The following is a 26916-nucleotide window of genomic DNA, read 5'->3' on the forward strand; positions in this document are numbered from 1 at the left end:
AATATTTATTTATTAATTACTGAATCGTTAGCAAGTGATTTGGCATAACCCTCATTGTTTGAAAACTTGCTATTGATTGCATAAACTTCCTTATGTTCAAGGAGATAGTCAATATAAGCCTTCCAGTCCTTGTCTATACCGAGATGCTCGATAAGAGTCTTTATTACCTCAAAATCTTCCGGCTCATCTATAGTTATGCGATAGTCATCTGCATTGAAATCACCTGCGGGATTTGGATAATTGTACGTCTTGAAAATATTACCTCCATTTGCTGTTCCATTCTTCCAGACATAAGGAGTAACATGCTCTCGTTCAGACTTCAAGTCAGCCTCTTCATATGCCTTCTCAATAGCAGAAAATTTCACAACTTCTGTATCGATGCCATCAGGGAAACTTTTTGCATCGGTATGCACATAATCATACTCTGGATGTTCGAGTGCGAATGTAACTACGGTATCAATAACATTTGGATCAATCAAAGGACAGTCTGAAGTAAGTCTGATCACATAATCAGGCTTTTCTGGTTCTGCTGTTCCGTAGAAGCGTGAAAGTACGTCCTCAACAGAGCCTTTGAAGTACTCAACACCAACCTTATCGGCAACCTCTACAATGTATTTAGAACCTTCTTCGTCGGTAGTGGCAATCTTAAGTTTGCTTACCGTTTTTGACTGAAGGATGCGCTTGAGATGGATTTCGAGAAGCGTCTGTCCGTTCACCTCCTTAAGAATCTTTGCAGGCAGACGGGTTGAACCATAACGTGCCTGCGTAATAGCTAAAATCTTCATATTATTTCCAATTAACCGGTTTTAATAATTCCAGTTCTTCAACCTTTATATTAGGATTAATTTCTATATCCTTTACAGAAGCAAAATTCTGAAGAAGCTGTTCTTTGTTGTCCACTCCTATCAATACACCATCAATATATGGATTATGGAGGTTGTAGTTAAGAGCAAGGTCTCCTACAGAGATACCTTTGCTTACTGCATATTCATCGAGCTGAATAAGATACTTTTTGAGCGGTTGAAGTTTCTCAGGAAGTGTTTCCCTATCCTTGAAGAAAAGCCCTTGGAGGAAGGTGCTGCGGACATGTATCTCCACACCCATCTCCTTAAGTTGTTTGAAGTATGGCTCAAACTGACGGTCGAAGATATTGTAAGGCACTTGAATGAGCGAAAAAGGAATACCATCCTTGAGAATCAGATCGAGTTCCCAAGGTTCATAGAGAGAGAAACCAATACGATCTACCTTGCCTTCTTTCTGAAGCTGAACGAAATCATTCCAAATGGACTTATTCTCACGATAAGCCTCAAAATGATGAAGAAGGTATCCATAAAGATGCTCTGTACTAAAAAACTTCAGAGAGTTGCCGAAAGTCTCGGCAACCGATTTATCACACTCTGAATACTTACTGACAATCTTGAAAAATTCGCCAGCCTTTACATAACCTAGGACTTCTTCTGCATTACCATAGGCGGAGGAAGTATCCAAAATCAAGATACCCCCTGTCTTGGCATTGTTTAGTATGTCTGATACCTGTTCTATTGAAGGGTGACCAGCAGAATTTATTCCGTATTGGAGTCCAAACTGAACGGTACCGAGAACAAGTTTACTTAAATTTCTCATTTACTTGCAAATAAACTCTTTAACCTTACTGATTACATACTGCTGCTGTTCGTCGGTGAGAGTTGGGAACATAGGCAATGCAAGGCAATGCTTGTAGTATTCCTCAACGACTGGCAGATCGCCCTCCTTGTTGCCAAACTGCTTGTAGTACGGCATGAGATTGAGCGGATAATAGAGTACTTGCGCGAATATCCCGTTCTCACGGAGAAAGTTATAGAGGCCAAGTCGGTCTTCCACCTGAATGACATAAAGGTGGTAAGCATGATAAACATCAGCGGCCTCGTATGGGGTTTTGATTTCTGAGATGCTTACGAATGCCTCATTGTACTTACGGACGAGTTCACGACGGATTTCTACATTCTTGCGTGCGCGTTTGAGTTGTGAGGTTCCGAGAGCTGCCTGAATATCAGTGATACGATAATTGTAACCAAGTTCCTGCATCTCGTAATACCAAAGACCATCCTCGCGCTGAAGCTTTTCTGCCTCGTGCGTGATACCATGGGTGCGATAGAGAGCCATCTTCTCATAGTACTCTTTATTTTGAGTGCATGCCATACCGCCCTCACCGGTAGTAATGTGCTTAACTGGATGGAAAGAAAAGACGGTTATGTCAGAATACTTACCACATCCGCAATATACCTTCTCGCCAGTAGAGTCAATAAAGTATGCTCCAGGGGCATGACAAGCATCTTCGAGAATCCACATGCCGTATTCGTCGGCTACCTTGCGGTACTCCTCCATGTTGTGAGGATATCCGGCAAAGTCTACGAGTACCATACCCTTGTAAGTACCTTTAGGAGCAGTAGATAGAATCTCCTTAAGCTTATTGATATCAAGGAGATAAGTCTCAGGGTCGATATCAACAAACTTAACATTCCCCCCACAGAAGCGGATACAGTTGGCAGAAGAAGCAAAGGTCATAGGAGTACAGATGACATTATCACCCTCCTTAACACCCAATGCCATGGCAGCAATGTGAAGAGCCGCAGTAGCATTGCAAACTGCTACAGAGTACTTCGCGTTTACATATTCACAGAAAGCCTGTTCAAACTTGGCAATAGCGGGGCCACAAGTGAGGTAATCACCTCTCAGAGTCTCGACAACCGCCTGAATGTCGTCTTCGGAAATGAATTGACGACCATATGAAATGGGTTTGTCTATCATAAGTAATTAAAATTTTATTGCCGGTTTGATGTAGAGGTGAATCTTTTCACGAAGGGATTCTACCGTTTCGAATACAGGATTCTCGTTAGAGCAATAGTGAAAACCATCGGTAACAACTTGAGCGTTATAGTGCTCAAGGTAGTTATCTAATGCTCGATGACCAGTATATGTTAGGGAAGGTAGGATAACGTAATAACCATCCGTTTCTATTGTATTCCCACTTTCTGCTCTTGAAATGAGTTCCTCATAGATTTTCTCACCGGGACGAATACCAACCTCCTCTTGTCCCATATTAGGTGCAATAGCAGTAGCCAAATCTGTAATACGGTAAGATGGAGTCTTCGGAACAAATATTTCGCCACCCAGATGATGCTCAAGAGCAAACTCAACCGCTGTTACCACCTCTTGATTAGAGATAATGAAGCGGGTCATGCGCTTGTCGGTAATAGGAAGGCTACGCCCCCCTAATTCCTTACGCTTAAGAAAAAGAGGTATAACAGAACCCTTGCTACCCATCACGTTACCATAACGAACTACGGAGAAACTGATATCCTTAGAACCCTTCATGTTGTTGGCTGCCACAAAGAGTTTGTCGGACACCAACTGAGTAGCTCCATATAGGTTGAGAGGAGCACATGCCTTGTCTGATGAAAGGGCAATCACATCATGTACACCGGCCTTGAGTGCAGCATCAATAACATTCTCGGCACCATTGATATTAGTCTTGATACACTCCTCTGGGTTGTATTCTGCAGCCTCGATTGAAGCAATGGTTGCTGCATGGATGATGATATGAACCCCTTCGCAAGCACGAATCAAACGTTCACGGTCGCGCACATCACCAATGAAAAAACGAAGCTGAGGGAACTGCTTCTCAGGATAGAGCTGCTGTATCTCATTATGTTTTTGTACATCGCGTGAAAAGACGATGATACGTCTCACGCTTGGATAGTCACGAAGAATGGTCTCTATGAAGCAACGACCAAAGAGTCCGGAACCGCCTGTTATCAGAATAGATTTATCATTGAACATAGGCTTAATCTTTCTTTGGTTCTACAGGATCAAAATAAGTATCAGGACGGTTAGAATCGAAACAACCGTTTGCCCAAATGACGGTAACCATATCCTCAGTATCGGAGAGGTTGATCAGATTGTGCGTGTAACCGGCTATCATTTCTACCACCTCCAGTTGCTTACCGCTCACCTCATAGCTGAGTACAGGATAAGGCTGACCACTCTCATCAAGCCCCTCCTTGCGAAGCTGAATGAGTCCATGGCCAGAGACAACAAGGAAGCGTTCCACAAGATTATGGTGCCAATGCTGACCCTTTGTGACTCCAGGTTTATTGATATTAATACTGACCTGACCATGGTTCTCAGTACGGATGAACTCAGAAAATGAGCCACGATCATCGGTCTTCATCTCAAGCGGATAAGAGATCTTATTATCTGGAAGGTAAGAAACGAAGGTGCTGTAGAGTGCCTTACGGAAACCATCAGAAACGCAAGGAATCTGCAGGTCGTAACGCCCCTTGTCAAATGAATAGAGAAGGTCTGCAATATCGCCTAGACGTACCTTATATACATTAGGCACGTAGCAGTACTTGCCCTCCTTATATTCCTTACCAGCAAGACAAGAAATCAAACTATCGACTACATCGTCGATATATGAAACATTTAGCATTAAGCTAGGATCGTCCATCTGGATGGGACGTCCATTTGCTATATTATTACACATGCATGAAACTATATCAACGTCTGTAAGGTCGCTCCATTTACCGAACAAATTTGGGAAACGATAGACAAGAACTTTGGCTCCGATCTCCTGAGAGTATAGGAACATGAGCTCCTCATCTGCTTTCTTTGACTGACCGTATGGATTGTCAAGAGCCGCCAAAGAAGACGAACTGATCATGACAGGACAACTATTGCGATACTTCTTTAGCGTGTCAAGCAATGGGATTACGTTAGCTAGGTTGAAGACAAAATCTGCGTTTTTGCACCATTCGTCCAGTTTCTCAGGAGTACTATCGTTGTCATACTCATAGATGGCTTCAATAGGCTCGGGGAGCTTGTACCAGCGTGCCTTCTGGTCAGCAATGTTATGGAGTTGAGAGCAAAGGTTCTTTCCTACGAATCCCTTTGCTCCTGTTACCAATATTTTCATTAGTCAATAAAACTATTATTCAGAACGAATTTCTTTTGCCTTAGCTCGTAGCTGGAGTCCAAGGTCCTCACGAATGAAGGTAAGTTTGTGTAGAAGCACCTTCATACCTTCCACATCAAGACGAGCTGTGTTGTGGCTATGATATTCCTCCATCTTGTCAATTTCTGGATTGCCACCCTCAACCTTATCGTAGTTAAGATCGCGACCATCGCAAGGGATACGATAGTAACTGCCCATATCGATTGCACGCGCCATCTCCTCGCGAGTTACAAGAGTCTCATAAAGCTTCTCACCGTGACGAGTACCTATAACCTTAACCTCTGTATCAAGATATTTAGGATCAAGCTCTGCGTATGTTTCCTTCAAAGCCCGAACAAGAACATCAAGTGTAGCAGCAGGTGCTTTCTGAACGAAGAGGTCACCATTCTCACCATGCTCAAATGCATAAACAACAAGATCAACAGCATCATTAAGAGTCATCATGAAGCGGGTCATGTTTGGATCAGTTATAGTTATGGGTTTACCCTCCATCATTTGCTCGACCCAAAGAGGAATTACAGAACCACGGCTAGCCATTACATTACCATAACGAGTGCAACAGATAGTGGTGCCTGCATTAGCGCCAAGCTGACGACCTTTTGCAGTAGCAACCTTCTCCATCATAGCCTTAGAGATACCCATGGAATTTATAGGATATGCAGCCTTGTCGGTAGAAAGAACGACGATATTCTTTACACCATACTCAATAGCTGATTCAAGTACATTATTTGTGCCATATACATTGGTCTCGACAGCCTGCATTGGGAAGAACTCACAAGAAGGAACCTGCTTGAGGGCAGCTGCTGAGAAAACGTAATCCACACCACTACGCATCACAATATCAACACTCTTACGATCACGAACGTCACCAATATAGAATTTCACTTTGCTTGCGATATTAGCTGAATAGGTACTCTGGAGATGATGACGCATGTCATCCTGTTTCTTTTCATCACGTGAGAAGATACGAATTTCCTTAATATCACTCTCAAGGAAGCGCTTAAGTACCATGTTACCAAATGAACCAGTACCACCTGTTATCAACAGGGTCTTGCCTGCAAAACAGCTCATATTTTTCAATTGTTTAATTAGGTTTATACTATTAAAATTCTTTTTTTTATTCTTATGGAGTCTCTGAAGCCTTTCGGGAGCAGCGGCGGGTTTGTTGAGTTTGCCCTTTAAGCACTCTTTTCGACTGAAAGGAGAAATATAAGCACCCAATTACTTACCCCCATTTAAAAATGAGTGACATAGCTATTGGGCGTAAGCGTCCAAAACATGGTACCCCCCTTTCAGGCGAGTGCCAATAGGCACTCGTCACTTGCCTTGGATATTAAGTTTTAAATTGTTTTCACTAATTTGTTAGACTGATCATCATAGGAAACAGATTCTCATAATCTGTTCGGTAAACGTTCTACATAACGCCTCATAACAGTTAATCGCCTGTGACGCTCGTAATGGATCATTTTAACTTTTTTAGTCTTTAGACATGAAAATATAAACATCCCCTCGAAGAGGATCACGATGATAACGGGAGCGGATGAGCTCTGAAGCACGGGGAGCCTTGCAGCGCATATCGTGAAAACTGGGAAGATAATAGAGCCGGAAATCGTCAACATAAACCCTCCAGTTTCTCTACCAAGGCTTTTAAACCACGATAGTCCAAGTTACTCTTACGGATATTAAGACCGTCACGGGTCTGAATGGTGACCAAAATATTACCCGAAGTCATTCCGGGGAATAGCCTACTTTAGAACAACATCATCACAAACTGGAGCGAGGGATTCTCCCATAAGAGAATCTGAAGAAGGAACACCTTCAATCTGAACCAGAACAATTTTCTTACGGGTCTTCACAAACCAACTATTAAAATCATGATAAGGAACACCGTGGGTCAAACAAAAAGAATTGATCGAAATGCCTTTCGGTTCACCCTCAGTCTTGTAGAGGAACCATAACTTCTCAAAATCACTGCTGCTGTACATAAAATTATTTTTAAAATGTGCAGCAAAGGTAAAGTCTTATCGAAAACAAGTTAAGACGTCATTTTTGGACACTTAACTCTTTCTTTGAAATTAAAGATAGAATTTGGCAAGCAATTTACGAAAAATTTTCACATTTAAACGATGTATCATTAAATTTACGGTTATACCGATCAGTCTACCTCGCTACACGGATACTGGTTTTCCTCCAAATTCTTTAAATGCTCTACAATCTCAAACTCTTCCCTCGTCAATTCCCGCTCCTTCCAACCGTCTATTATTGCGTGTGCCTCCGCTGCCAACTCTTCATCAAAGACCTCGGCGTAACAGGCTACCAACAAACGGCATTTCAAAAGCGAGACGGGAAGTGTATCCAAGATATCCCAACTACGATTGAGAACCGACTGGATTTTATCTTCCTTATCACCGTGATTATAAATGGTAGCATTATAGCCGGTCAACAAAGCGATACAAAGAGAAGCTTCCTCTTCAAGAGTACGTCCGTGCGAACCGAAAAGATGCTCACAACGATGATACACATCCGTATTCAACTGACGGAAACGGTCGGAGTAGATGGGTTCGCCATCCAGACCTAAATGGAGAAGTTCGTGCGAAACGGCGCACAAAGAATCGATTTCTGATTGCAAAGACAACATGGTGATTTATTTACGTATTGGAATATGCACCACAGAGGGCACAGAGTTCACTGAGTTTTTAATTCTTTATTAGCTCGATTAAAGAAGGATGAATGAAAGCAGTAGCAACCGCCATAACCCCCTGGATGGAAACCACCACGCGGCGGTCACCTTTGATACGGACAAACTCACCCTCGACACCCTCAAAGATGCCACCGGTGACACGGACACGGTCTCCCTTCTTCATGGAAACGGCGGAAGGGTCCAGATAAACAACCTGTTCATCGTAATTACCGGCAACAGCAATAAAACTACGCATCTGGACTTCAGGAATGGTAATGGGCTGACGGGTCTCACGGTCCATGATATAACGAATGGGAAGAGAAGCCCCGACAGTGGATTTCATTTCGTCAACTTCACTGCGGGTGGCATAAACAAAAACCAGGTTGTGAACAACAGGAACCAGTTTGCGGATCTTACGCTCACCACGGAATACGTATTCGTAGCGCATGGGAAGAAAATTCTTCACTCCACGGGAGTCCAGGTATTCCTTAAAAGCAAGCTCACGGCTATAGGTGATACGAAGGGCGTACCAGGATTTATCAATGCTGTTGTTCACGAAAGGATATGATTGGGGGACACCGGGGTAGTGAAATACCTTCCGGTCAAGTTTGCTAATTCTATTATTTGCCTCGCAGCGTATATCATTTCATCAGGTACTCCCCTATCGCAGGAGAGACGGTTTGAAAAGGAATTCAGAGCAAAAAAGACCATCTTCATAAAGAAGCAGGGAATTTTTGATCTTAGATTTTGTAAACAAGCGTATTATGAAGCAGAAATGTTTCAATAGACGTTCGTTTAAAAACACATGATTTTTGTATATAAATCAGAAGAGGGCAGAAAACAAAATCAGACAGATAATAAATAGCTTTTTATTAATTCATAAACACCTATTGTTTAGCATATTAAGACAACAATCAAAAGAGCAAAATCATTTTTTTTATTAAACATTTTGTAGTTCTAAAAATACCCTCTATCTTTGCGTTCAATTAAACGAACGTTTATTGAAACACTTATCTTTTTAGCCAATACGACATTGTATATCAAATAATTAAATTATAGAAGAGTATTCATTTCCCCTTTAATTTCACATTTACTTGTTCACTGACAGATTCCTTTCTACCTTTGCAACATATTAACTTCATTTAAATATTAACTAAATAAATCATCCAATGAAGAAAGAAAAGGTATTATCTCAAGTCATGAACAAAAGTGTAAAAAAACGCCAATAAGAAAACACAATCAACTATAACAAAAACAGTTATAGAAACAAGAGGAAGAAAAAAGGGAGTACCGATACAAGGGATTATCTCCAACAATGAAGGGATCATAAAAGCGTTGATAAGATCCTATATCATAGATGCAAAGCTACAAAACATCAATACATGTCAGGCTTCACTAACACGCTACATTTATGTAAAAGAGCTCTTCGGAAAACTCAGAGACGGAGTATTTAAACCACTGGATTATAGCACAATCAAGACTTATATAAATAACCTGTGGAAAGAGGTAGAAAAGGAAAATACGAAACCGAAGATCAACCGCCGAAATACGTACAATGAATTTTATTGAACCGGAGTACGTCCGGACCGACTTATCTTTGAGGCAACAATCTATTTATTAACCTTTTAAATCATAGGAATATGAAAAAGAGAAAAAGACACGCCTCACAAAGCGAATCACTGAGACTGAAATGGAAAAGACGCATCATCTTCGAAAAAGGATACACAGAGTCCTGTGCAGAATGGATGGCGGAACGATTGGAAGCGTTATTAGATCATATGCTATACGGGCATGCGACGGTAGCTTACCGAAAACAGGACGGGAGTTTCCGGATGGTAAAGACAACACTGATCCACTACGAGACGGAGTTCCGCAAAAAGTACGATCCGATGGCTGTGGAAGGTGCCGTAGTCTACTGGAATGTGGACGAACAGCGATGGACAACATTCCAGGTGGAGAACTTTATGGAATGGAGACCGACAGTATAGATCGGACACCACAGATTACACGGATTTTCACAGATGAATTATTTCTATTTTGAGGAATCAAATGAAAACATCTTTGGGAATCCGGGGTAATTTGTGATAAAAGTATTACAGATAAAAAACAACTAATCTAAAAAAACAATGGCAATAGCATACGACGGAATCAACTATTTCCCGGTAGGCGTAAACTTCATGGAAGAGAACGCAATGGAAGTGATAGAGGCAAAATACGGAATAAAGGGGGCGGCAATCGTACTGAAGCTGCTTTGTAAAATATACAAGGAGGGATACTTCATCCGTTGGGATGAAGAACAGTGCCTGATCTTTGCCAACAAGGCGGGAAGGGAAGTGCAGGTAGCTGAGGTACAGGGGATCATCGAAATTCTCTTCATCAAAGGAATATTGGACAGAAACAGTTATCTGGAAAACGAAATACTGACTTCGGCAAACATACAGAAGGTATGGATGGAGGCGACAAAGCGAAGAAAAAGGGATCTAAAAGCATTACCCTATCTGCTGGTGAAAGACTTGACTCAGCAGGAAGATGAAGCGCCGGAAGGTGAAAATGTAACCGTTAATCCGGGAAATGTAGTACATGATGTAGCCGTTAACGCAAAAAATGCATGCAATTCCGGACAAAGTAAAGTAAAAGAAAATAAAGCAGAGGAAAATAAAGAATTTCCCCCCTCAGCTCCCCCCAAGGGGAAGGAGGAAGAAAGGAAGGAGGATTCTGCTTCTCTCCCGATACCGGGATACGCTTTCAATACGATGACGCACAATTATCCGGGACTGACGGACACACTAAAAAGATTGGGAATAAACGAAGTGAGCGAAGTAAACGCCATTCTCAGGCTGTCGGACTATGGAAGAAAGGGAACAACGGTGTGGCGGCTGATTGCCAACACTTGCTGGAGTGACATTGGGGCGAAAGGAAGGTATCTGATTGCGGCACTGAATAAGGCAAAAAGGAAATAAACGGATAGTGCAAGATCTCTGTTTATAGTTGACAAAAAAGCAAGTATATCGATTATAGCCCGCAAAGACCTTCAGTAAGGCTAAGAAGTGAGGATCGAACTTAACAAACTGAAAAACAAGACATTCAAAATACAAAATATCTGTCAGTAAAAGCTTTGTTTTAACACAGAGTTAAAGTTCGTTTTTCGTCTGCAAATAACAAATTCTTTAAATGCAAAAGACTTGTTATTTGCAGACAAGAACAAAACCATCGGAAAATGGCATTAACAATGTTAACGGGCAAAAGGCATAAGATATCCTCTCCCACTGTACATAGTTATATTGTTATTTACCTATTCCGGCAGATGCAATCCGCCAGATGATCATTAATAAATCCGGAGGCCTGCAAGTGGGCGTAACAAATCGTAGTTCCGAAGAATTTAAATCCCCGTTTTTTCATATCCTTGCTCATGGCATCAGATTCGGGAGATGATACCGGAATCTCACTTAATGACTGAAAACTGTTGACTATTGGTTTTCTGTCGGGAAAGAATGATAGAGTATAGTCATAAAAACTACCGAACTCCTTTTGTACGGCGAGAAATGACCTTGCATTTGTGATGGTCGATTTGATCTTCAGACGGTTTTTCACAATGCCATCAAAGTGCATCAACCGTTCAACATCTTCATCGGTCATTTGTGCCACCGACTCAGCATCGAAATTGCAAAAGGCTTTGCGATACCCCTCACGTTTCTTAAGGATGGTTATCCAACTCAAGCCGGCCTGAGCACTCTCCAACACAAGAAACTCAAACAGCGTCTTGTCATCGGTCACCAACTTCCCCCACTCTTGATCATGGTACTTCACATACAGTTCGTCACTTCCGCACCAACCGCAACGTCCGTTTATTATATCTTGCATAATTATGATAGTTATAGTACAATACAAACTTACAGAAATCTCTGGAATAAACAAACCATATTTGTGATATTTACAAATTGAAACTGGCAAGTTGAACCTGCGAAATTTGAATTATATACTTTGCGTGTTATCCTCCAACTCCCGACTGAGTTTGCTTTCCAACTCTTCAATGGAAGGCAACCCTGACTTAATATCTTTGGGCAACGCTTTCCCCAATTCATAATCGGAAATGCCTATCGGCTTATGCACATCACGCAGGGCGTATTCCGCCATGATGCGGTTCTTGTTCTGGCAAAGGAGCAACCCGATGGTCTGGTTGTCTCCTGCCCGGCAAAGGATGTCATCCACCGCCGAACAATAGAAGTTCAACTTACCGATATATTCGGGTTGGAACTCTCCCCGCTTCAATTCCACAACTAAATACCTGTGCATAAATGCGTTGTACATCAATATATCGATATAAAAGTCATTGCCGGACACCTCTATGTGGTATTGTCTGCCCATGAAGGCAAACCCGGCTCCCATCTCGACAAGGAACTTCTCGATATGTTTTACCAAGCCCAACTCCACATCCCGTTCGTCATACTCGTCCGTGAATGTAAGCATATCGAAGATGTAGGGGTCTTTCAATGTCTCTTTCACTTGCTTGGCTTGAATTTCGGGGAGAGTGGTATCGAAGTTATGAGCCAGTGCCCCGTGGGCATGGTAGTAATCCTGATTGATGGCTTCAATCAGAAAATTGCGCCCCCAACCATTTTTCAGACTTTGAATCATATACCAGTTACGTGCTTTGAGGTCTTTTACTTTTTGCATCAATACGATGTTGTGCGACCAACTCAAATGCGTGACAGGAAGGCATAAAGGAACATCATCCAAATACGAAACAGGCTGTTTCGTATTTGTAAGTTGCTGGTTATACTCATTGTAGAATTGTATCATAAACTGGCAGTTCCTCACAGAGAAACCTTTCACCTTCGGATAATCGTTCTTTAAATCACCGGACAACTGCTCCAACGCATTGTTACCCCAGCCGATTTGTGTTTGGCTTTCGGACAATAACTTGCCGATGTCCCAATACATAGAAAGCATTTCTCCATTGGCGGCATAGATAGCCTTTTTCTGGGCGAGTGCCACTCTTGCTTTGACCTGTCTAAGCAGTGCGGCATAGTCGAATATATTGTTTTGCATGATACAATCCATAGATTACCATTAAATTATATGGCGAAGATACAATTTTAAATCCTTTCCTTATTATATACAGCATGAAATTATCCTTTCTGCTGAATGAGATGTGCCAATGCAGGATCGTTCTGGATACGTTGCAATTCGTCGGCGGCAATATGACGCCCGTAGACTTTGATACGGTTGTACTTCTCCTGTATCTGCTCCTTCATCCGGTCGATACCGTTTTCATCGGTAAAGTCGGTAATGACCACGGCTTTTTCATTTAAGCTTTGATTTAGGGGTACAATCCCCCTACCCATTCCAGTGCGGCATGGGTACTAATTTTATTATTGACAATCAACAAATTACAAATACGTCAAACCAGAATTCGATGCGTGAGGAGTCAGGCAGTTTTTTTGGCAGATACGGTTTGCAACAACCGCTTTCCTGCATCACTTCTCGTTTCCAAGGCGTATGAATGCCCGGACATCCCGCCCATATCGGTATAAAAGCCTCGAAGTCCCGATAATATCTTTCTAAAATGTGCGCAAATAGTATTTTGTATCTCGGACAATGGCAATTATTTTTTTCAGTATATACCCCTCACTTCCGGTTTTTTTCGTACTTTTACAGCTTGTTGGAAAGTTATGCACTTCCGGCATCTGAGAACAGATAAAAAGAAAAAACAATATATAAAATGAATCACAAATGGAATTATCGACCCATTACACAAGAACAGGCAGAGACAAGCCGGGCACTGGCTCAGGAACTGGGTATCAGCCCGGTCCTGGGACAACTTTTGGTGCAAAGGGGAATTACAAAGGCACAGGATGCCAAGAAATTCTTCCGTCCACAATTGCCCGATTTGCATGATCCATTCCTGATGAAGGATATGGACATAGCAGTGGAACGCCTGAACATGGCAATGGGAAAGAAAGAGCGCATTCTGATTTATGGAGATTACGATGTGGACGGTACCACCGCTGTGGCACTGGTCTACAAGTTCATTCAACAGTTCTACTCGAACCTTGACTATTACATCCCCGACCGTTACAACGAAGGATACGGAATTTCCAAAAAAGGAGTTGACTATGCCGCAGAGACAGGAGTGGGGCTTATCATTGTGCTGGACTGCGGAATTAAAGCAGTGGAGGAGATTACGTATGCCAAAGAGAAGGGAATTGACTTCATCATCTGCGACCATCATGTACCGGACGATGTATTGCCGCCGGCCGTTGCCATTCTGAATGCCAAACGACTGGATAATACATACCCATACACCCATCTTTCGGGATGTGGCGTGGGGTTCAAATTCATGCAGGCTTTTGCCATCAGTAACGGCATCGAGTTTCATCATCTGATTCCGTTGCTCGACCTGACCGCTGTAAGCATTGCATCGGATATTGTACCGATCATGGGCGAAAACCGTATCTTAGCCTATCATGGACTGAAACAGCTGAACAGCAATCCGAGCGTAGGGCTGAAAGCGATTATCGATGTATGCGGATTATCGGAGAAAGAAATTACGGTGAGCGACATTGTATTCAAAATAGGTCCGCGTATCAACGCTTCCGGACGTATACAGAACGGAAAAGAAGCGGTAGACTTGTTGATTGAGAAGGATTTCTCGGCAGCACTTGAGAAAGCCGGACAAATCAACCAATACAATGAAACCCGGAAGGATCTGGATAAAAGCATGACGGAAGAGGCCAATAAGATTGTAGCCGAGCTGGAAGGATTAGTGGATCGCCGTTCGATAGTGCTTTACAATGAAGACTGGCATAAAGGAGTGATCGGAATCGTAGCCTCACGGTTGACAGAAATTTACTACCGTCCGGCAGTGGTATTGACGCGGACAGATGACATGGCGACAGGTTCGGCACGTTCGGTATCCGGCTTCGATGTTTACAAAGCTATTGAGCATTGCCGCGACTTACTCGAAAACTTCGGAGGGCATACCTATGCTGCCGGACTCTCGATGAAAGTGGAAAATGTACAGGCATTCACCGAACGGTTCGAAAGTTTCGTGTCGGAACACATACTGCCTGAACAGACCAGTGCAGTGATCGACATCGATGCCGAAATAGACTTTAAAGACATCACTCCGAAGTTCTTTAATGAATTGAAGCGATTCAACCCGTTCGGTCCCGATAATCAGAAACCGGTGTTCTGCACACACCACGTGTACGACTATGGAACAAGCAAAGTGGTCGGACGCGATCAGGAACATATCAAGCTGGAACTGGTAGATAACAAATCGAACAACGTGATGAACGGAATCGCTTTCGGACAAAGTTCGCACGTAAGATACATCAAAACCAAACGCTCATTTGATATCTGCTACACCATTGAGGAGAACACCCACAAACGAGGGGAAGTGCAGTTGCAGATTGAAGATATCATGCCGATAGAGTGACTTATCAAGAGATTTTAAAACAATACTGGGGCTATGATTCCTTCCGCGATTTGCAGGAGGACATCATAACCAGCATTGGCAATGGCAAAGACACACTGGGACTGATGCCCACCGGAGGCGGAAAGTCAATCACCTTTCAGGTTCCTGCCCTTGCCAAAGAGGGATTGTGCATTGTCATCACTCCACTGATCGCCTTAATGAAAGATCAGGTGCAGAACCTGAAAAAACGCGGAATCAAAGCGGTAGCCATCTATTCCGGAATGACACGGCAAGAGATTGTAGTGGCATTAGAGAACTGTATCTTCGGAGACTATAAGTTTCTCTATATCTCTCCCGAACGGCTGGATACGGAAATTTTCCGGGCCAAACTCCGGTCCATGAAAATCAGCATGATCACCGTGGACGAAAGCCATTGCATCTCGCAATGGGGATATGACTTTCGTCCGGCCTACCTGAAAATAGCAGATATCAGGGATCTCGTACCGGATGCTCCGGTCTTGGCACTGACCGCTACCGCCACCCCCGAAGTGGTGAAAGACATACAGGAACGTCTCCACTTCCGCCGGGAAAATGTATTCCGTATGAGTTTCGAACGGAAAAACTTGGCATACATTGTCCGCTCCACCGATAATAAAAACGGAGAATTGCTTCACATCCTGAACCGGATACAGGGCAGTGCAATCGTATACGTACGCAGTCGGCGGAAAACCAAAGAGACCACCGAGCTACTGGTAAATGAAGGAATCACTGCCGACTTTTATCATGCAGGATTAGACAATGCAACCAAAGATCTCCGCCAGAAACGATGGCAAAACGGTGAGAGCCGGGTCATGGTAGCCACCAATGCGTTTGGTATGGGTATTGACAAACCGGATGTACGCATCGTGATCCATCTGGACCTCCCCGACTCCCCCGAAGCTTATTTCCAGGAAGCCGGACGGGCAGGGCGTGACGGTCAGAAAGCATACGCAGTCATACTCTACGCAAAATCGGATAAAACGACACTCAACAAACGTATTGCGGATACCTTTCCGGATAAGGATTATATAAAAGATGTGTACGAACATCTGCAATACCACTATCAAATGGCGATGGGCGACGGACTGGGATGCATGTATGACTTCAGTCTGGAAGAGTTTTGCCGCAAATTCAAATACTTCCCCGTACCTGCCGACAGTGCTCTGAAGATACTCACACAGGCCGGATACCTGGAATATACCGACGAACAGGACAATGCTTCACGAATCATCTTCACGATCCGCCGGGATGAGTTATATAAACTCCGCGAAATGGGTGAGCCTGCGGAGAAACTGATACAGATGATCCTTCGCTCCTACACGGGTGTTTTTACAGATTACGCCTACATCAGCGAACAAACGCTGTCGGTACGCACAGGACTGACCCGGCAGCAGATTTACGACTTGCTGGTGATGCTGAGCAAGCGCCGTATCGTCGACTACATTCCGCATAAAAAGACACCTTACATTATATATACGCGCGAACGGGTAGATTTGCATTATCTGCAGATTCCCCGGGCGGTATACGAAGAAAGGAAAGAACGCTACAAAAAACGTATTCATGCCATGGTGGAGTATGTTACTTCAGAGAATGTCTGCCGCAGCCGGATGTTGCTCCGCTACTTCGGAGAGAAGAACGAACACAACTGCGGACAATGTGATGTCTGCCTCAGCCACCGCACACAACCGGACGTGCCACAAAGCAGCTTCGACGAATTAAAGGAACAAATAACGACCCTGCTGAAAGAACACCCGATGACTCCGGCAGAGATAGCTTCGCACATAAATACAGATAAAGAACAGTTGGGCGAAGTGGTACGGTTTATGCTGGACGAGGGCTTGCTAAGTTCAGAGAACGGGTTGCTCACCGAAAAAACTTCCTGAAAAGCAGTAAGGGTATGTGATGAAATTACTACATTTGCAACCAAACTAAAAAAACATCGATCATGCCAAACTTCTTTAAATCTTTTTTCTCAGGTAAAACAGAAAACCCTGAGGAGGAAAAACAGAAAAACGCCAAAAAGAACTTTGAGATATTTAAATATGACGGCCTGCGTGCTCAACGTATGGGACGCCCGGACTATGCCATTAAATGCTTCAACGAAGCCCTGGCCATCGAAGAGGATTTCGAAACACTGAACTATCTGAGCCAGATTTACATGCAGACCGGAGAGTTCGTGAAAGCACATGAACTGCTGGAACGTATGATTGCATTGGAACCGGAACTGACGAGCACGTACCTGACGCTGGCCAATCTGTGCTTCATGCAAGAAAATTATCAGGAAATGGCCGATGCTGCCCAGAAGGCCATCGCATTGGAAGAGGGTAACGCAATGGCACACTACCTGTTAGGTAAAGCCAATCATGGATTGGATAACGGAATAATGACCATTGCCCATCTGACAAAGGCCATTGTGCTGAAAGATGATTTCACGGAAGCCCGGCTGCTTCGTGCCGAAGCACTGTACAAAATGCAGCAATTCGCAGAGGCTATGGAAGATATTGAAGCCATACTTGCGCAGAATCCGGACGAAGAAGCTGCCCTCCTGTTACGTGGCAAAATAAAAGAAGCCACCGGAAAGCAGGAAGAAGCCGAAAACGATTACCTCAGTGTGACGGAAATGAACCCTTTCAACGAACAGGCCTATCTATATCTGGGACAATTGTTCATTACACAGAAGAAACTGTCTGCGGCTATCGAACTGTTCGATGAAGCAATAGACCTGAATCCGAACTTTGCTGCGGCCTACCACGAAAGAGGACGTGCCAAACTGCTGAACGGTGACAAAGAAGGCTCAGTAGAAGATATGAAGAAATCGCTGGAACTGAACCCGAAAGAGGGGGAGAACCTGAACGGACAGTTCAATAATCAGCAGGCAGAGACTACTCCAAACGTATTGGGATTGTAATCCGCCCGCTGCATAGGACGGTTTAATACTGCAAAAGCAAGAAAACATGAAAAAAAAGTGGCTTTTTGCTTGCATTTAAAAGAAAAGTATTACTTTTGTCCCCTGAAACAAAGAAATAAAGCAAAACGTTATGAACGTATTCACTTTTACATATTACTTCTTTTTTTACTTTTACTTTAGCCAGAAAGTAGAGCGGGAGTTTGTATGTATCAAGTGACAGGGTGCTTAAGAACTGAGATTAAGAGAAACTAATAATATGAATCCCGCTCCGACATGGACGCGGGATTTTTTTATACCATATACCTCAATTAGGAATGAAAAGAATAGCAATTCAAGGAACACTGGGCTCGTATCACGATATAGCCGCACACAAGTACTTCGAAGGGGAAGAAATAGAGTTAATCTGTTGCGCCAACTTTGAAGATGTGTTTGCTGCCATCCGGAAAGATAGTCAGACAATCGGGATGCTGGCCATTGAAAACACGATTGCAGGAAGCCTGCTGCACAACAACGAACTGTTGCGCCAAAGCGGCACGCAGATTATCGGCGAATACAAATTACGCATTTCGCACAGCTTCGTTTGCCTGCCCGAAGAGGACTGGAATGACATCACCGAAGTGAACTCACACCCGATCGCCCTGATGCAATGCCGGGAATTCCTGAACCAACACCCGCGTATCAAAGTGGTAGAAGCTGAAGATACGGCCTTGAGTGCTGAAATCATCAAACGGGAAAACCTGAAAGGACATGCCGCCATCTGCTCACATGCCGCCGCCGAACGGTACGGAATGAAAGTACTACAAGAAGGCATAGAAACGAACAAACATAATTTCACCCGTTTTCTGGTAGTGGCAGATCCATGGCAGGTGGACGAGATACGAAAACAAAACACCGTTCTCAACAAAGCAAACATCGTTTTCACTCTCCCCCACTCCGAAGGAAGCCTCTCACAGGTTCTGTCTATCTTATCTTTTTACAATATCAACTTAACAAAAATACAATCGCTCCCTATCATCGGACGGGAATGGGAATACCAGTTCTACGTAGATGTGGCTTTCAACGATTATCTGAGATACAAACAATCGATTACAGCAATCACTCCATTGACGAAAGAACTTAAAATATTAGGCGAATATGCAGAAGGAAAATCAAACGTATAAAGTAGCGCCGGCCGACAGACTGGGCGGTGTAAGCGAATACTACTTTTCGAAGAAACTGAAAGAAGTGGCACGGATGAACGCAGAAGGTAAAGACGTAATCAGCCTGGGAATCGGAAGCCCGGACATGCCCCCTTCGGAGCAGACCATCGAAACGCTGTGTAACAATGCTCACGACCCGAACGGACACGGTTATCAACCGTATGTGGGCATACCGGAACTTCGCAAGGGTTTTGCCGACTGGTATAAACGCTGGTATGGAGTGGAACTGAATCCGGCAACAGAAATTCAGCCGCTGATCGGATCGAAAGAGGGCATCTTGCACGTGACACTCGCTTTTGTCAATCCGGGAGAACAGGTACTGGTACCCAATCCGGGATATCCCACCTACACTTCGTTAAGCAAAATACTGGGTGCCGAGGTGGTGAACTATAACCTCAAAGAAGAGGACGGATGGATGCCGGACTTCGATGAACTGGAAAAGATGGATCTGAGCCGCGTGAAACTGATGTGGACCAACTATCCGAATATGCCGACCGGTGCCAATGCCACACCGGAACTTTACGAACGCCTGGTGGAGTTTGCCCTCCGCAAGAATATCGTGATTGTGAACGACAATCCATACAGCTTTATCCTGAACGATAAGCCGATCAGTATCCTGAGTGTTCCGGGCGCCAAAGAATGCTGTATCGAATTCAACTCCATGAGTAAAAGTCACAATATGCCGGGATGGCGTATCGGTATGTTAGCTTCGAACGCAGAGTTTGTACAATGGATTCTGAAGGTGAAAAGCAACATCGACAGCGGAATGTTCCGTGCCATGCAACTGGCAGCTGCCAAAGCACTCGAAGCGGATGCAGAATGGTACGAAGGCAACAATGTCAACTACCGGAACCGCCGCCACCTGGCCGGAGAGATTATGAAAACGTTAGGATGTACGTACGACGAAAAGCAAGTGGGCATGTTTCTCTGGGGAAAAATCCCCGCAAGTTGCGCCGATGTAGAAGAACTGACAGAGAAAGTGCTGCAGGAGGCACGCGTCTTCATCACTCCGGGATTTATTTTCGGAAGCAACGGAGCGAGATACATCCGCATCTCTCTCTGCTGCAAAGACGCCAAGCTGGCAGAAGCGCTGGAAAGAATCAAATCAATAATGAAATAACAACTAAACGAATTAGATCGATATGGAACTCGAATCAATCTTATTGCCGGGCGTAGAAGATAAACGCCCGATGGTGATAGCCGGCCCTTGCAGTGCCGAAACAGAAGAGCAAGTAATGTCAACCGCCACACAACTGGCAGCCAAAGGAGTAAAAATCTTCCGTGCGGGAATCTGGAAACCGCGCACCAAACCGGGAGGTTTCGAAGGTATCGGCGTAGAAGGCCTCGCCTGGCTGAAAGAGGTGAAGAAAGAGACCGGCATGTACGTATCTACCGAAGTGGCTACAGCCAAGCACGTATACGAATGCTTGAAAGCGGGCATCGACGTGTTGTGGGTAGGTGCCCGTACCACCGCCAATCCGTTTGCCGTACAGGAAATAGCAGACGCACTGAAAGGTGTAGACATCCCTGTGCTGGTGAAGAACCCGGTAAATCCGGATCTGGAATTATGGATCGGTGCTCTGGAACGTATCAACAACGCCGGACTGAAACGTCTGGGAGCCATTCATCGCGGCTTCAGCAGCTACGACAAGAAGCTGTACCGCAACCTGCCGCAATGGCACATTCCTATCGAGTTGCGCCGCCGCATCCCCGAACTGCCTATCTTCTGCGACCCGAGCCACATCGGAGGAAAGCGCGAACTGGTAGCTCCTCTCTGTCAGCAGGCCATGGACCTGAACTTCGACGGACTGATAGTGGAAAGTCACTGTAACCCGGACTGTGCATGGAGCGACGCTTCACAACAAGTGACTCCGGACGTACTGGACTACATCCTCAACCTGCTCGTCATCCGTAAAGAGACGCAGACAACGGAGAACCTGAACGTACTGCGTAAACAGATTGACGAATGCGATGATAACATCATTCAGGAACTGTCAAAACGCATGCGCGTAGCACGTGAGATCGGTACTTATAAGAAAGAACACGACATCACAGTGCTTCAGACCGGACGTTATAACGAGATTCTTGAGAAACGCGGTGCTCAGGGCGAACAGTGCGGCATGAGTGCAGAGTTTGTGAAAGTGATCTTCGAAGCCATCCACGAAGAATCGGTTCGTCAACAGATGGAGATTATCAATAAATAGCAAATCATTCATATTATGCGAATTCTAATTTTGGGAGCCGGCAAGATGGGCTCCTTCTTTACTGACATACTAAGTTTCCAGCACGAGACGGCCGTGTTCGACGTCAACCCGCATCAGCTTCGGTTCGTGTACAACACGTATCGCTTCACAACATTGGAGGAGATCAAGGAGTTCGAACCGGAACTGGTGATCAATGCTGCCACAGTGAAGTATACGCTGGACGCTTTCCGCAAAATTCTGCCTGTTTTGCCCAAAGACTGTATCCTGAGTGATATCGCTTCGGTGAAAACCGGACTGAAGAAGTTCTACGAAGAAAGCGGATTCCGTTATGTCTCCACTCACCCGATGTTTGGCCCTACTTTTGCCAGTCTGAGCAATCTGAGCAGCGAAAGTGCCATCATCATCAGTGAGAGCGATCATTTGGGGAAAGTATTCTTTAAAGACTTATACAATAGCCTGAACCTGAATATTTTTGAGTATACCTTCGACGAGCATGATGAAACAGTGGCTTACTCCTTGTCCATCCCGTTTGTTTCGACGTTTGTTTTCGCAGCTGTCATGAAACACCAAGAGGCACCGGGAACCACATTCAAGAAGCACATGGCTATTGCAAAAGGGCTTTTGAGCGAAGATGATTACTTATTGCAGGAAATCCTGTTCAATCCGCGCACGCCGTCACAGGTAGAGAACATCCGCACAGAGCTGAAACAGTTGCTTGAAATTATCACGAGTAAAGATGCGGAAGGAATGAAAAAGTATCTGACGAAGATACGGGAAAAGATTAAATAAGAATCTTTATCATAAGTATGAGGGGGTGTCATTCACCACAGACACCCCTCTCCTTTCTTTTATTATTTGCGGGATGAGCAAAATGTCAAAATGATAATAAGAAACGCTCAGTTTTCATTCTTTAGTCCCGAGGGAAAGGCAAGAAGGAAAAAACGGCTCTAATTCATTTTTCCTCCGATCCGATTGATCGCATTTATCGATATAAGAAGCATATTGAGCAGAAAAGAGCTCTTCCTGTATCATATTATCCACTCAGGAGTGACGAGAGTACCTTTCTGGCAGAAAAGGAAGTTCCGGGACGGGCAAGCAACCAGAGAGAAAAACAGGGAAAACCAGGATCTTAAACGGAACAATATATGTAATTATGAAAAACATATAGAGATATTTGAAAAAGAAGTAATCATTTTTGGAAAATGCTTACGTCTTTCGGTGGAAATGCAACCGTCTTTTTCGGAAAACAAAGGCTCTTTTCACCCCGGACAAAGGCTCTGCCCACTCAAAAGCCCGGCTCTCCAACCGAAAAAGCCCGCCGATTTCCTTTTTCTTCCTCCCGTTGGATCAAAAACAATCGGGTATCCGCCAGACAAAAGCCTTATTGGCTGACTTTTTAATGCAAAACAATCCGTATTTGCGACATAAAGCAAATATCCGATAAATCGGCACGGCTTGCCGAATCCACTGAAAAGCCATTTGATTATCCAAGAAATATCACGTACATTTGCATCCGCAAGGAGATAAAACAATGATAGACCAGGCAACCATAGACCGTATACTCGATGCCGCACAAATCGTAGAAGTGGTTTCGGATTTCGTCACGCTGCGCAAACGCGGTGTGAACTACGTGGGACTTTGCCCTTTCCATAACGAGAAAACACCCTCGTTCAGCGTGTCTCCCTCAAAGGGACTTTGCAAATGCTTCAGTTGCGGTAAGGGCGGCAACGCGGTGCACTTTATCATGGAGCACGAACAGATGTCCTACCCCGAAGCACTCCGCTATCTGGCCAAGAAATATAATATAGAAATCAAGGAACGGGAGCTGACCAATGAAGAGAAAGAGGTGCAAAGCAACCGCGAAAGTATGTTCATTGTCAACAACTTCGCCCGCGACTACTTTCAGAATATCCTGAAAAACCATGTAGACGGACGCAGCATCGGACTGGCTTACTTCCGCCAGCGAGGCTTCCGCGATGATATTATCGACAAATTCCAACTGGGGTTCAGCACCGAAGGGCGTGACGCTCTGGCACAGGAGGCGATGCGCAAAGGCTTCAAAAAAGAGTTTCTCGTAAAGACGGGGCTTTGCTATGAGACGGACGACCATAAACTGCGTGACCGCTTCTGGGGACGTGTCATGTTCCCGGTCCACACGCTTTCGGGCAAAGTGGTTGCGTTCGGCGGGCGTGTGCTCAGTACGGAAAACAAGAAACTCGCCAAGTATGTCAACTCTCCGGAGTCGGAAATTTATCATAAAAGCAACGAACTTTACGGCATCTACTTTGCCAAACAGGCCATCGTAAAGCAGGACCGCTGCTTCCTTGTGGAAGGATATACGGACGTGATCTCGATGCACCAATCGGGGGTGGAAAACGTAGTGGCCTCTTCCGGTACGTCCCTGACACCGGGACAGATCCGGCTGATTCACCGTTTCACCAACAATATCACCGTGCTCTATGACGGCGACATGGCGGGAATCAAAGCGTCGATCCGAGGTATAGACATGTTGCTCGAAGAGGGAATGAACATCAAAGTATGCCTCTTGCCCGATGGCGACGACCCGGACTCTTTTGCAAGGAAACACAACGCCACGGAGTTCCAGAACTTTATACAGGAACACGAAACGGACTTTATACGTTTCAAGGCACAACTCCTGATGGAGGATGCGGGCAAAGATCCGATGAAACGGGCGGAACTGATAAACGACATCGTACGCAGCATCGCGGTCATTCCGGAAGCCATCGTCAGGGATGTTTATATCAAAGAGTGCGGACAGTTATTGCGGATAGAAGACAAACTGTTGGTTTCGGAAGTGGCCAAGCGCCGTGAACTTCAGGCCGAGAAAGGGAATAAACCGACCGTCGCCAACCATGCTCCGGTACCGGAAGCAGGCGAGATACCTCCTCCATTTCCGCCGGAAGAGGCAGAAATCGATACCTACCAGTCGTTTATCCCCCAGGAGGGCAAAGAGGGACAGGAGTTCTACAAATACGAACGCCTTATCATCCAGATGATCATCCGCTACGGAGAAAGGGTGATGTGCAACATGACGGATGAAGAGGGGAACGAAGTACCGGTCACAGTGGTGGAGTATGTCATCAACGACCTGAAAGAAGACGAACTGGCTTTCCATAACCCGCTGCACCGCCGTATCCTCTCGGAAGCCGCCGAACATATCCGCGAACAGGAGTTCGCCTCCGAACGTTTCTTTGTGGCGCACCCCGATCCGGCTATCAGCACAATAGCCACCGAACTGGCAAGCGACCGGTATCAACTGAGTAAATATCACTCGAAAACACAAAAGCTGGTAACGGACGAAGAGCGTTTGTACGAAATGGTTCCGATGCTGATGATCAACTTCAAGAATGCCATCGTGGCAGAAGAACTGAAGCACATCATGTATGCGCTGCAAGATCCTGCGATAGCCAATGACAACGCTCAATGTGACGCCGTCATGCAACGGTATAAGGAGATGAAGGAAATACAGAACCTGATGGCCAAACGCCTGGGCGACCGGGTGGTGTTGCGCTGACCCATCGGAATTTATTATCTCTGACGAATCAGATTCATAAACTCTTCGCGGGTTTTAGCCTGGTTGAAAGCACCTGTAAAATCGGAAGTAGTAGTTACAGAATTTTGTTTCTCAACACCACGCATCTGCATACACATGTGTTTGGCTTCAACGACAACCATCACTCCCAATGGATTGAGGGTTTCCTGGATGCACTCTTTAATCTGGAGCGTCATGCGCTCCTGCACTTGCAACCGGTGAGAGAAAATATCTACCACCCGGGCTATCTTGCTAAGTCCGGTGATATAACCGTTAGGAATATAAGCCACATGCGCTTTGCCGTAGAAAGGCAGCATGTGATGTTCGCAAAGAGAGAAGAAATCGATATCTTTCACAATCACCATCTGGCTGTATTCTTCCTGAAACTTAGCCGAACGAAGCACTTCATGCGGATCCATGTGATAACCTTTGGTCAGAGTCAACATAGCTTTAGCAACACGTTCGGGGGTCTTCAGTAAACCTTCCCGTTCGGCATCCTCACCTAAAAGAGTGATAATACTGCGATAATGCTTCTTTAAATCCTCCAAAGCCGGAGAGTTGATTTCTTCTTTTTCTAACATAATTACAGAGGGATATTGATTTGATCTTTAACAATAGAGACTTCCTTAAACACACCGGTTGCTTTCAGCTTGCGCATCATGGCATCAGCTTCTTCGATACTACGAAAATCGCCTACCCTGCACAACCAGCGTGGAGGATTGAAAGAGGTATAAACGGAAAGTTCCGGAAAATACTCCTTAACCCGGGAGCCTACGTTATGCGCCTCGTTCTTGGCCTGGCGAGTATTATTGCCGGCATAAGTCTGTATCCGGTATCCGGAAGACTTGAGTATCTTCTGTTCACCGGTACTGGGAGGAACACTACCCAATAAAGCTGCAATGCGTGGATCTTGATGAATGGTCACTTTCCCTTGCCCCGGCACGTTACGTTCCAGACTCTTCACAATATCGCTTTGAGCCTGTACGCCTGCCGCAAGAACCAATAATAAAAACAGTAAGCTCAATTTCTTCATAAGCTTGTCAATTGAGGAATGGAGAACTGAAAATTGAGAATGGATTGATTGGTATAACCAACATTCCCAACTTCCAGTTCTTAATCTTTTAATTAATTGAATGCATCAATGATACCTTTGAAATCGGCAACCTTCAAAGCAGCACCACCGATCAAGCCACCGTCAACATCCGGGTTGGCAAACAGTTCTTTTGCATTAGAAGGTTTACAGCTACCACCGTAAAGGATAGAAGTGTTGTCGGCAATTTCTTTTCCATATTTTCCGGCTACAGCAGAACGGATAAATGCATGGATTTCCTGTGCCTGGTCAGGGGTAGCAGTTTTACCTGTACCGATAGCCCAAACCGGTTCGTAAGCCAAAACGATCTTAGCAAAGTCTTCTGCAGAAAGATCGAATACAGATTCTAACTGAGCAGCAACCACTTCGTTCTGTTTGTTAGCTTCGCGTTCTTCCAGAACTTCACCGATACAGAAAATAGGAGTCAAACCGTTAGCCAAAGCCAATTTCACTTTGTCTTTCAGGATTTCAACTGTTTCACCGTAGTAAGCACGACGTTCTGAGTGACCCAGGATGACATATTTAGCACCTGTAGAAGCAACCATAGCGGCTGAAACTTCACCTGTGTAAGCACCTGATTCTTTATCAGCGCAGTTTTCAGCACCAACACCAATCTTGGCAGCATCTACAAGAGGAGTTACAGAAGCAAGGTGGATAAACGGAGTACAGATGATAACATCACAGTTAGGCTTTTCGTTAGCCAATGCTTCATTCAGTTCTTTTGCAAGAGCAATACCCTCCTGGAGGGTTTTGTTCATTTTCCAGTTTCCTGCAACAATGTTTTTTCTCATTTTGTTTTTTATTAAAAGGGTTAATAAATTTACGATTCA

At 44.6% G+C, this 26916-nt stretch carries 25 protein-coding genes; 10 read left to right on the plus strand and 15 right to left on the minus strand.

Features of this window, described 5'->3' with window-relative positions; translation table 11 throughout:
• Nucleotides 1-5 precede the first annotated feature (5 nt).
• From KO473_RS18655 to updY, 9 genes are all read right to left on the minus strand, one after another.
• Nucleotides 6-785: a cytidylyltransferase domain-containing protein gene (locus KO473_RS18655; RefSeq protein ID WP_005821913.1), complete on the minus strand. Its 780-nt coding sequence runs from the start codon at nucleotides 783-785 to the stop codon at nucleotides 6-8.
• Nucleotide 786: 1 nt separating this feature from the next.
• The gene (locus KO473_RS18660) at nucleotides 787-1623 is read right to left on the minus strand and encodes an aldo/keto reductase (RefSeq protein WP_005821915.1); all 837 of its coding nucleotides are present in this window, start codon (nucleotides 1621-1623) and stop codon (nucleotides 787-789) included.
• A complete protein-coding gene (pseC, locus tag KO473_RS18665; RefSeq protein WP_005821917.1) occupies nucleotides 1624-2787 on the minus strand; it encodes a UDP-4-amino-4,6-dideoxy-N-acetyl-beta-L-altrosamine transaminase in 1164 nt (387 codons plus the stop codon).
• Between the two features lie 6 nt (nucleotides 2788-2793).
• On the minus strand, nucleotides 2794-3819 hold the full coding sequence (gene pseB / locus KO473_RS18670; RefSeq protein ID WP_005821919.1) for a UDP-N-acetylglucosamine 4,6-dehydratase (inverting): 1026 nt from the start codon (nucleotides 3817-3819) through the stop codon (nucleotides 2794-2796).
• 4 nt (nucleotides 3820-3823) lie between these two features.
• Nucleotides 3824-4954: an NAD-dependent epimerase/dehydratase family protein gene (locus KO473_RS18675; RefSeq protein ID WP_005821921.1), complete on the minus strand. Its 1131-nt coding sequence runs from the start codon at nucleotides 4952-4954 to the stop codon at nucleotides 3824-3826.
• Nucleotides 4955-4969: 15 nt separating this feature from the next.
• The gene (locus KO473_RS18680; RefSeq protein ID WP_005808600.1) at nucleotides 4970-6064 is read right to left on the minus strand and encodes a polysaccharide biosynthesis protein; all 1095 of its coding nucleotides are present in this window, start codon (nucleotides 6062-6064) and stop codon (nucleotides 4970-4972) included.
• A gap of 674 nt (nucleotides 6065-6738) precedes the next feature.
• On the minus strand, nucleotides 6739-6978 hold the full coding sequence (locus KO473_RS18685) for a hypothetical protein (RefSeq protein ID WP_005808604.1): 240 nt from the start codon (nucleotides 6976-6978) through the stop codon (nucleotides 6739-6741).
• 170 nt (nucleotides 6979-7148) lie between these two features.
• Entirely contained in the window at nucleotides 7149-7631 is a 483-nt protein-coding gene (locus KO473_RS18690; protein ID WP_005821923.1) for a UpxZ family transcription anti-terminator antagonist, read from the minus strand.
• A gap of 58 nt (nucleotides 7632-7689) precedes the next feature.
• Nucleotides 7690-8229 (minus strand): capsular polysaccharide transcription antiterminator UpdY, encoded by a 540-nt coding sequence (gene updY / locus KO473_RS18695; protein WP_005808609.1) that lies wholly within the window; start codon nucleotides 8227-8229, stop codon nucleotides 7690-7692.
• A 1084-nt stretch (nucleotides 8230-9313) separates the two neighbouring features.
• On the opposite strand from updY, the gene KO473_RS18700 reads away from it, so the two are divergent.
• Nucleotides 9314-9661: an SH3 beta-barrel fold-containing protein gene (locus KO473_RS18700; protein WP_005821926.1), complete on the plus strand. Its 348-nt coding sequence runs from the start codon at nucleotides 9314-9316 to the stop codon at nucleotides 9659-9661.
• Between the two features lie 138 nt (nucleotides 9662-9799).
• On the plus strand, nucleotides 9800-10633 hold the full coding sequence (locus tag KO473_RS18705) for a DUF4373 domain-containing protein (protein ID WP_005821928.1): 834 nt from the start codon (nucleotides 9800-9802) through the stop codon (nucleotides 10631-10633).
• Nucleotides 10634-10961: 328 nt separating this feature from the next.
• Here KO473_RS18705 and KO473_RS18710 read toward each other — a convergent pair whose 3' ends face one another.
• From KO473_RS18710 to KO473_RS18720, 3 genes are all read right to left on the minus strand, one after another.
• Nucleotides 10962-11534 (minus strand): DNA-3-methyladenine glycosylase I, encoded by a 573-nt coding sequence (locus KO473_RS18710; RefSeq protein ID WP_032541847.1) that lies wholly within the window; start codon nucleotides 11532-11534, stop codon nucleotides 10962-10964.
• Between the two features lie 111 nt (nucleotides 11535-11645).
• Complete coding sequence (locus tag KO473_RS18715) at nucleotides 11646-12722, minus strand: YhcG family protein (RefSeq protein WP_122130977.1); 1077 nt, start codon at nucleotides 12720-12722, stop codon at nucleotides 11646-11648.
• An 80-nt stretch (nucleotides 12723-12802) separates the two neighbouring features.
• Complete coding sequence (locus KO473_RS18720; protein ID WP_234060266.1) at nucleotides 12803-12970, minus strand: hypothetical protein; 168 nt, start codon at nucleotides 12968-12970, stop codon at nucleotides 12803-12805.
• Between the two features lie 425 nt (nucleotides 12971-13395).
• On the opposite strand from KO473_RS18720, the gene recJ reads away from it, so the two are divergent.
• The 8 genes from recJ (at nucleotide 13396) to dnaG (ending at nucleotide 24978) form a co-directional block, all read left to right on the plus strand.
• Nucleotides 13396-15114 carry a single-stranded-DNA-specific exonuclease RecJ gene (gene recJ, locus KO473_RS18725; RefSeq protein WP_005808615.1) on the plus strand — a complete coding sequence of 573 codons (1719 nt, stop codon included), beginning with the start codon at nucleotides 13396-13398 and terminating at the stop codon, nucleotides 15112-15114.
• On the plus strand, nucleotides 15111-17015 hold the full coding sequence (locus KO473_RS18730) for an ATP-dependent DNA helicase RecQ (RefSeq protein WP_122130970.1): 1905 nt from the start codon (nucleotides 15111-15113) through the stop codon (nucleotides 17013-17015). Before recJ ends, KO473_RS18730 begins: the two co-directional genes overlap by 4 nt.
• 62 nt (nucleotides 17016-17077) lie before the next feature.
• Nucleotides 17078-18040, plus strand: coding sequence for a lipopolysaccharide assembly protein LapB (locus KO473_RS18735; RefSeq protein WP_005781582.1), 963 nt, complete (start codon nucleotides 17078-17080; stop codon nucleotides 18038-18040).
• Between the two features lie 314 nt (nucleotides 18041-18354).
• Nucleotides 18355-19200, plus strand: coding sequence for a prephenate dehydratase (locus KO473_RS18740; RefSeq protein WP_005781586.1), 846 nt, complete (start codon nucleotides 18355-18357; stop codon nucleotides 19198-19200).
• Nucleotides 19175-20359 carry a pyridoxal phosphate-dependent aminotransferase gene (locus KO473_RS18745; RefSeq protein ID WP_005808632.1) on the plus strand — a complete coding sequence of 395 codons (1185 nt, stop codon included), beginning with the start codon at nucleotides 19175-19177 and terminating at the stop codon, nucleotides 20357-20359. Before KO473_RS18740 ends, KO473_RS18745 begins: the two co-directional genes overlap by 26 nt.
• Before the next feature lie 22 nt (nucleotides 20360-20381).
• Entirely contained in the window at nucleotides 20382-21443 is a 1062-nt protein-coding gene (locus KO473_RS18750) for a bifunctional 3-deoxy-7-phosphoheptulonate synthase/chorismate mutase type II (protein ID WP_005808636.1), read from the plus strand.
• A gap of 15 nt (nucleotides 21444-21458) precedes the next feature.
• A complete protein-coding gene (locus KO473_RS18755) occupies nucleotides 21459-22232 on the plus strand; it encodes a prephenate dehydrogenase/arogenate dehydrogenase family protein (protein ID WP_005781592.1) in 774 nt (257 codons plus the stop codon).
• A gap of 742 nt (nucleotides 22233-22974) precedes the next feature.
• Nucleotides 22975-24978 carry a DNA primase gene (gene dnaG / locus KO473_RS18760; RefSeq protein ID WP_122130975.1) on the plus strand — a complete coding sequence of 668 codons (2004 nt, stop codon included), beginning with the start codon at nucleotides 22975-22977 and terminating at the stop codon, nucleotides 24976-24978.
• Nucleotides 24979-24992: 14 nt separating this feature from the next.
• Here the strand turns inward: dnaG and folE are convergent, their stop codons facing one another.
• The 3 genes from folE to tpiA all read right to left on the minus strand — a co-directional run bounded on the left by folE (nucleotide 24993) and on the right by tpiA (nucleotide 26877).
• On the minus strand, nucleotides 24993-25577 hold the full coding sequence (folE, locus tag KO473_RS18765) for a GTP cyclohydrolase I FolE (protein WP_005821937.1): 585 nt from the start codon (nucleotides 25575-25577) through the stop codon (nucleotides 24993-24995).
• Nucleotides 25578-25579: 2 nt separating this feature from the next.
• Complete coding sequence (locus KO473_RS18770; protein WP_005781608.1) at nucleotides 25580-26029, minus strand: SPOR domain-containing protein; 450 nt, start codon at nucleotides 26027-26029, stop codon at nucleotides 25580-25582.
• A gap of 92 nt (nucleotides 26030-26121) precedes the next feature.
• On the minus strand, nucleotides 26122-26877 hold the full coding sequence (gene tpiA / locus KO473_RS18775; protein ID WP_005781610.1) for a triose-phosphate isomerase: 756 nt from the start codon (nucleotides 26875-26877) through the stop codon (nucleotides 26122-26124).
• Nucleotides 26878-26916: the final 39 nt, after the last annotated feature.

The organism is Bacteroides sp. HF-4919 (genome assembly GCF_018860125.1).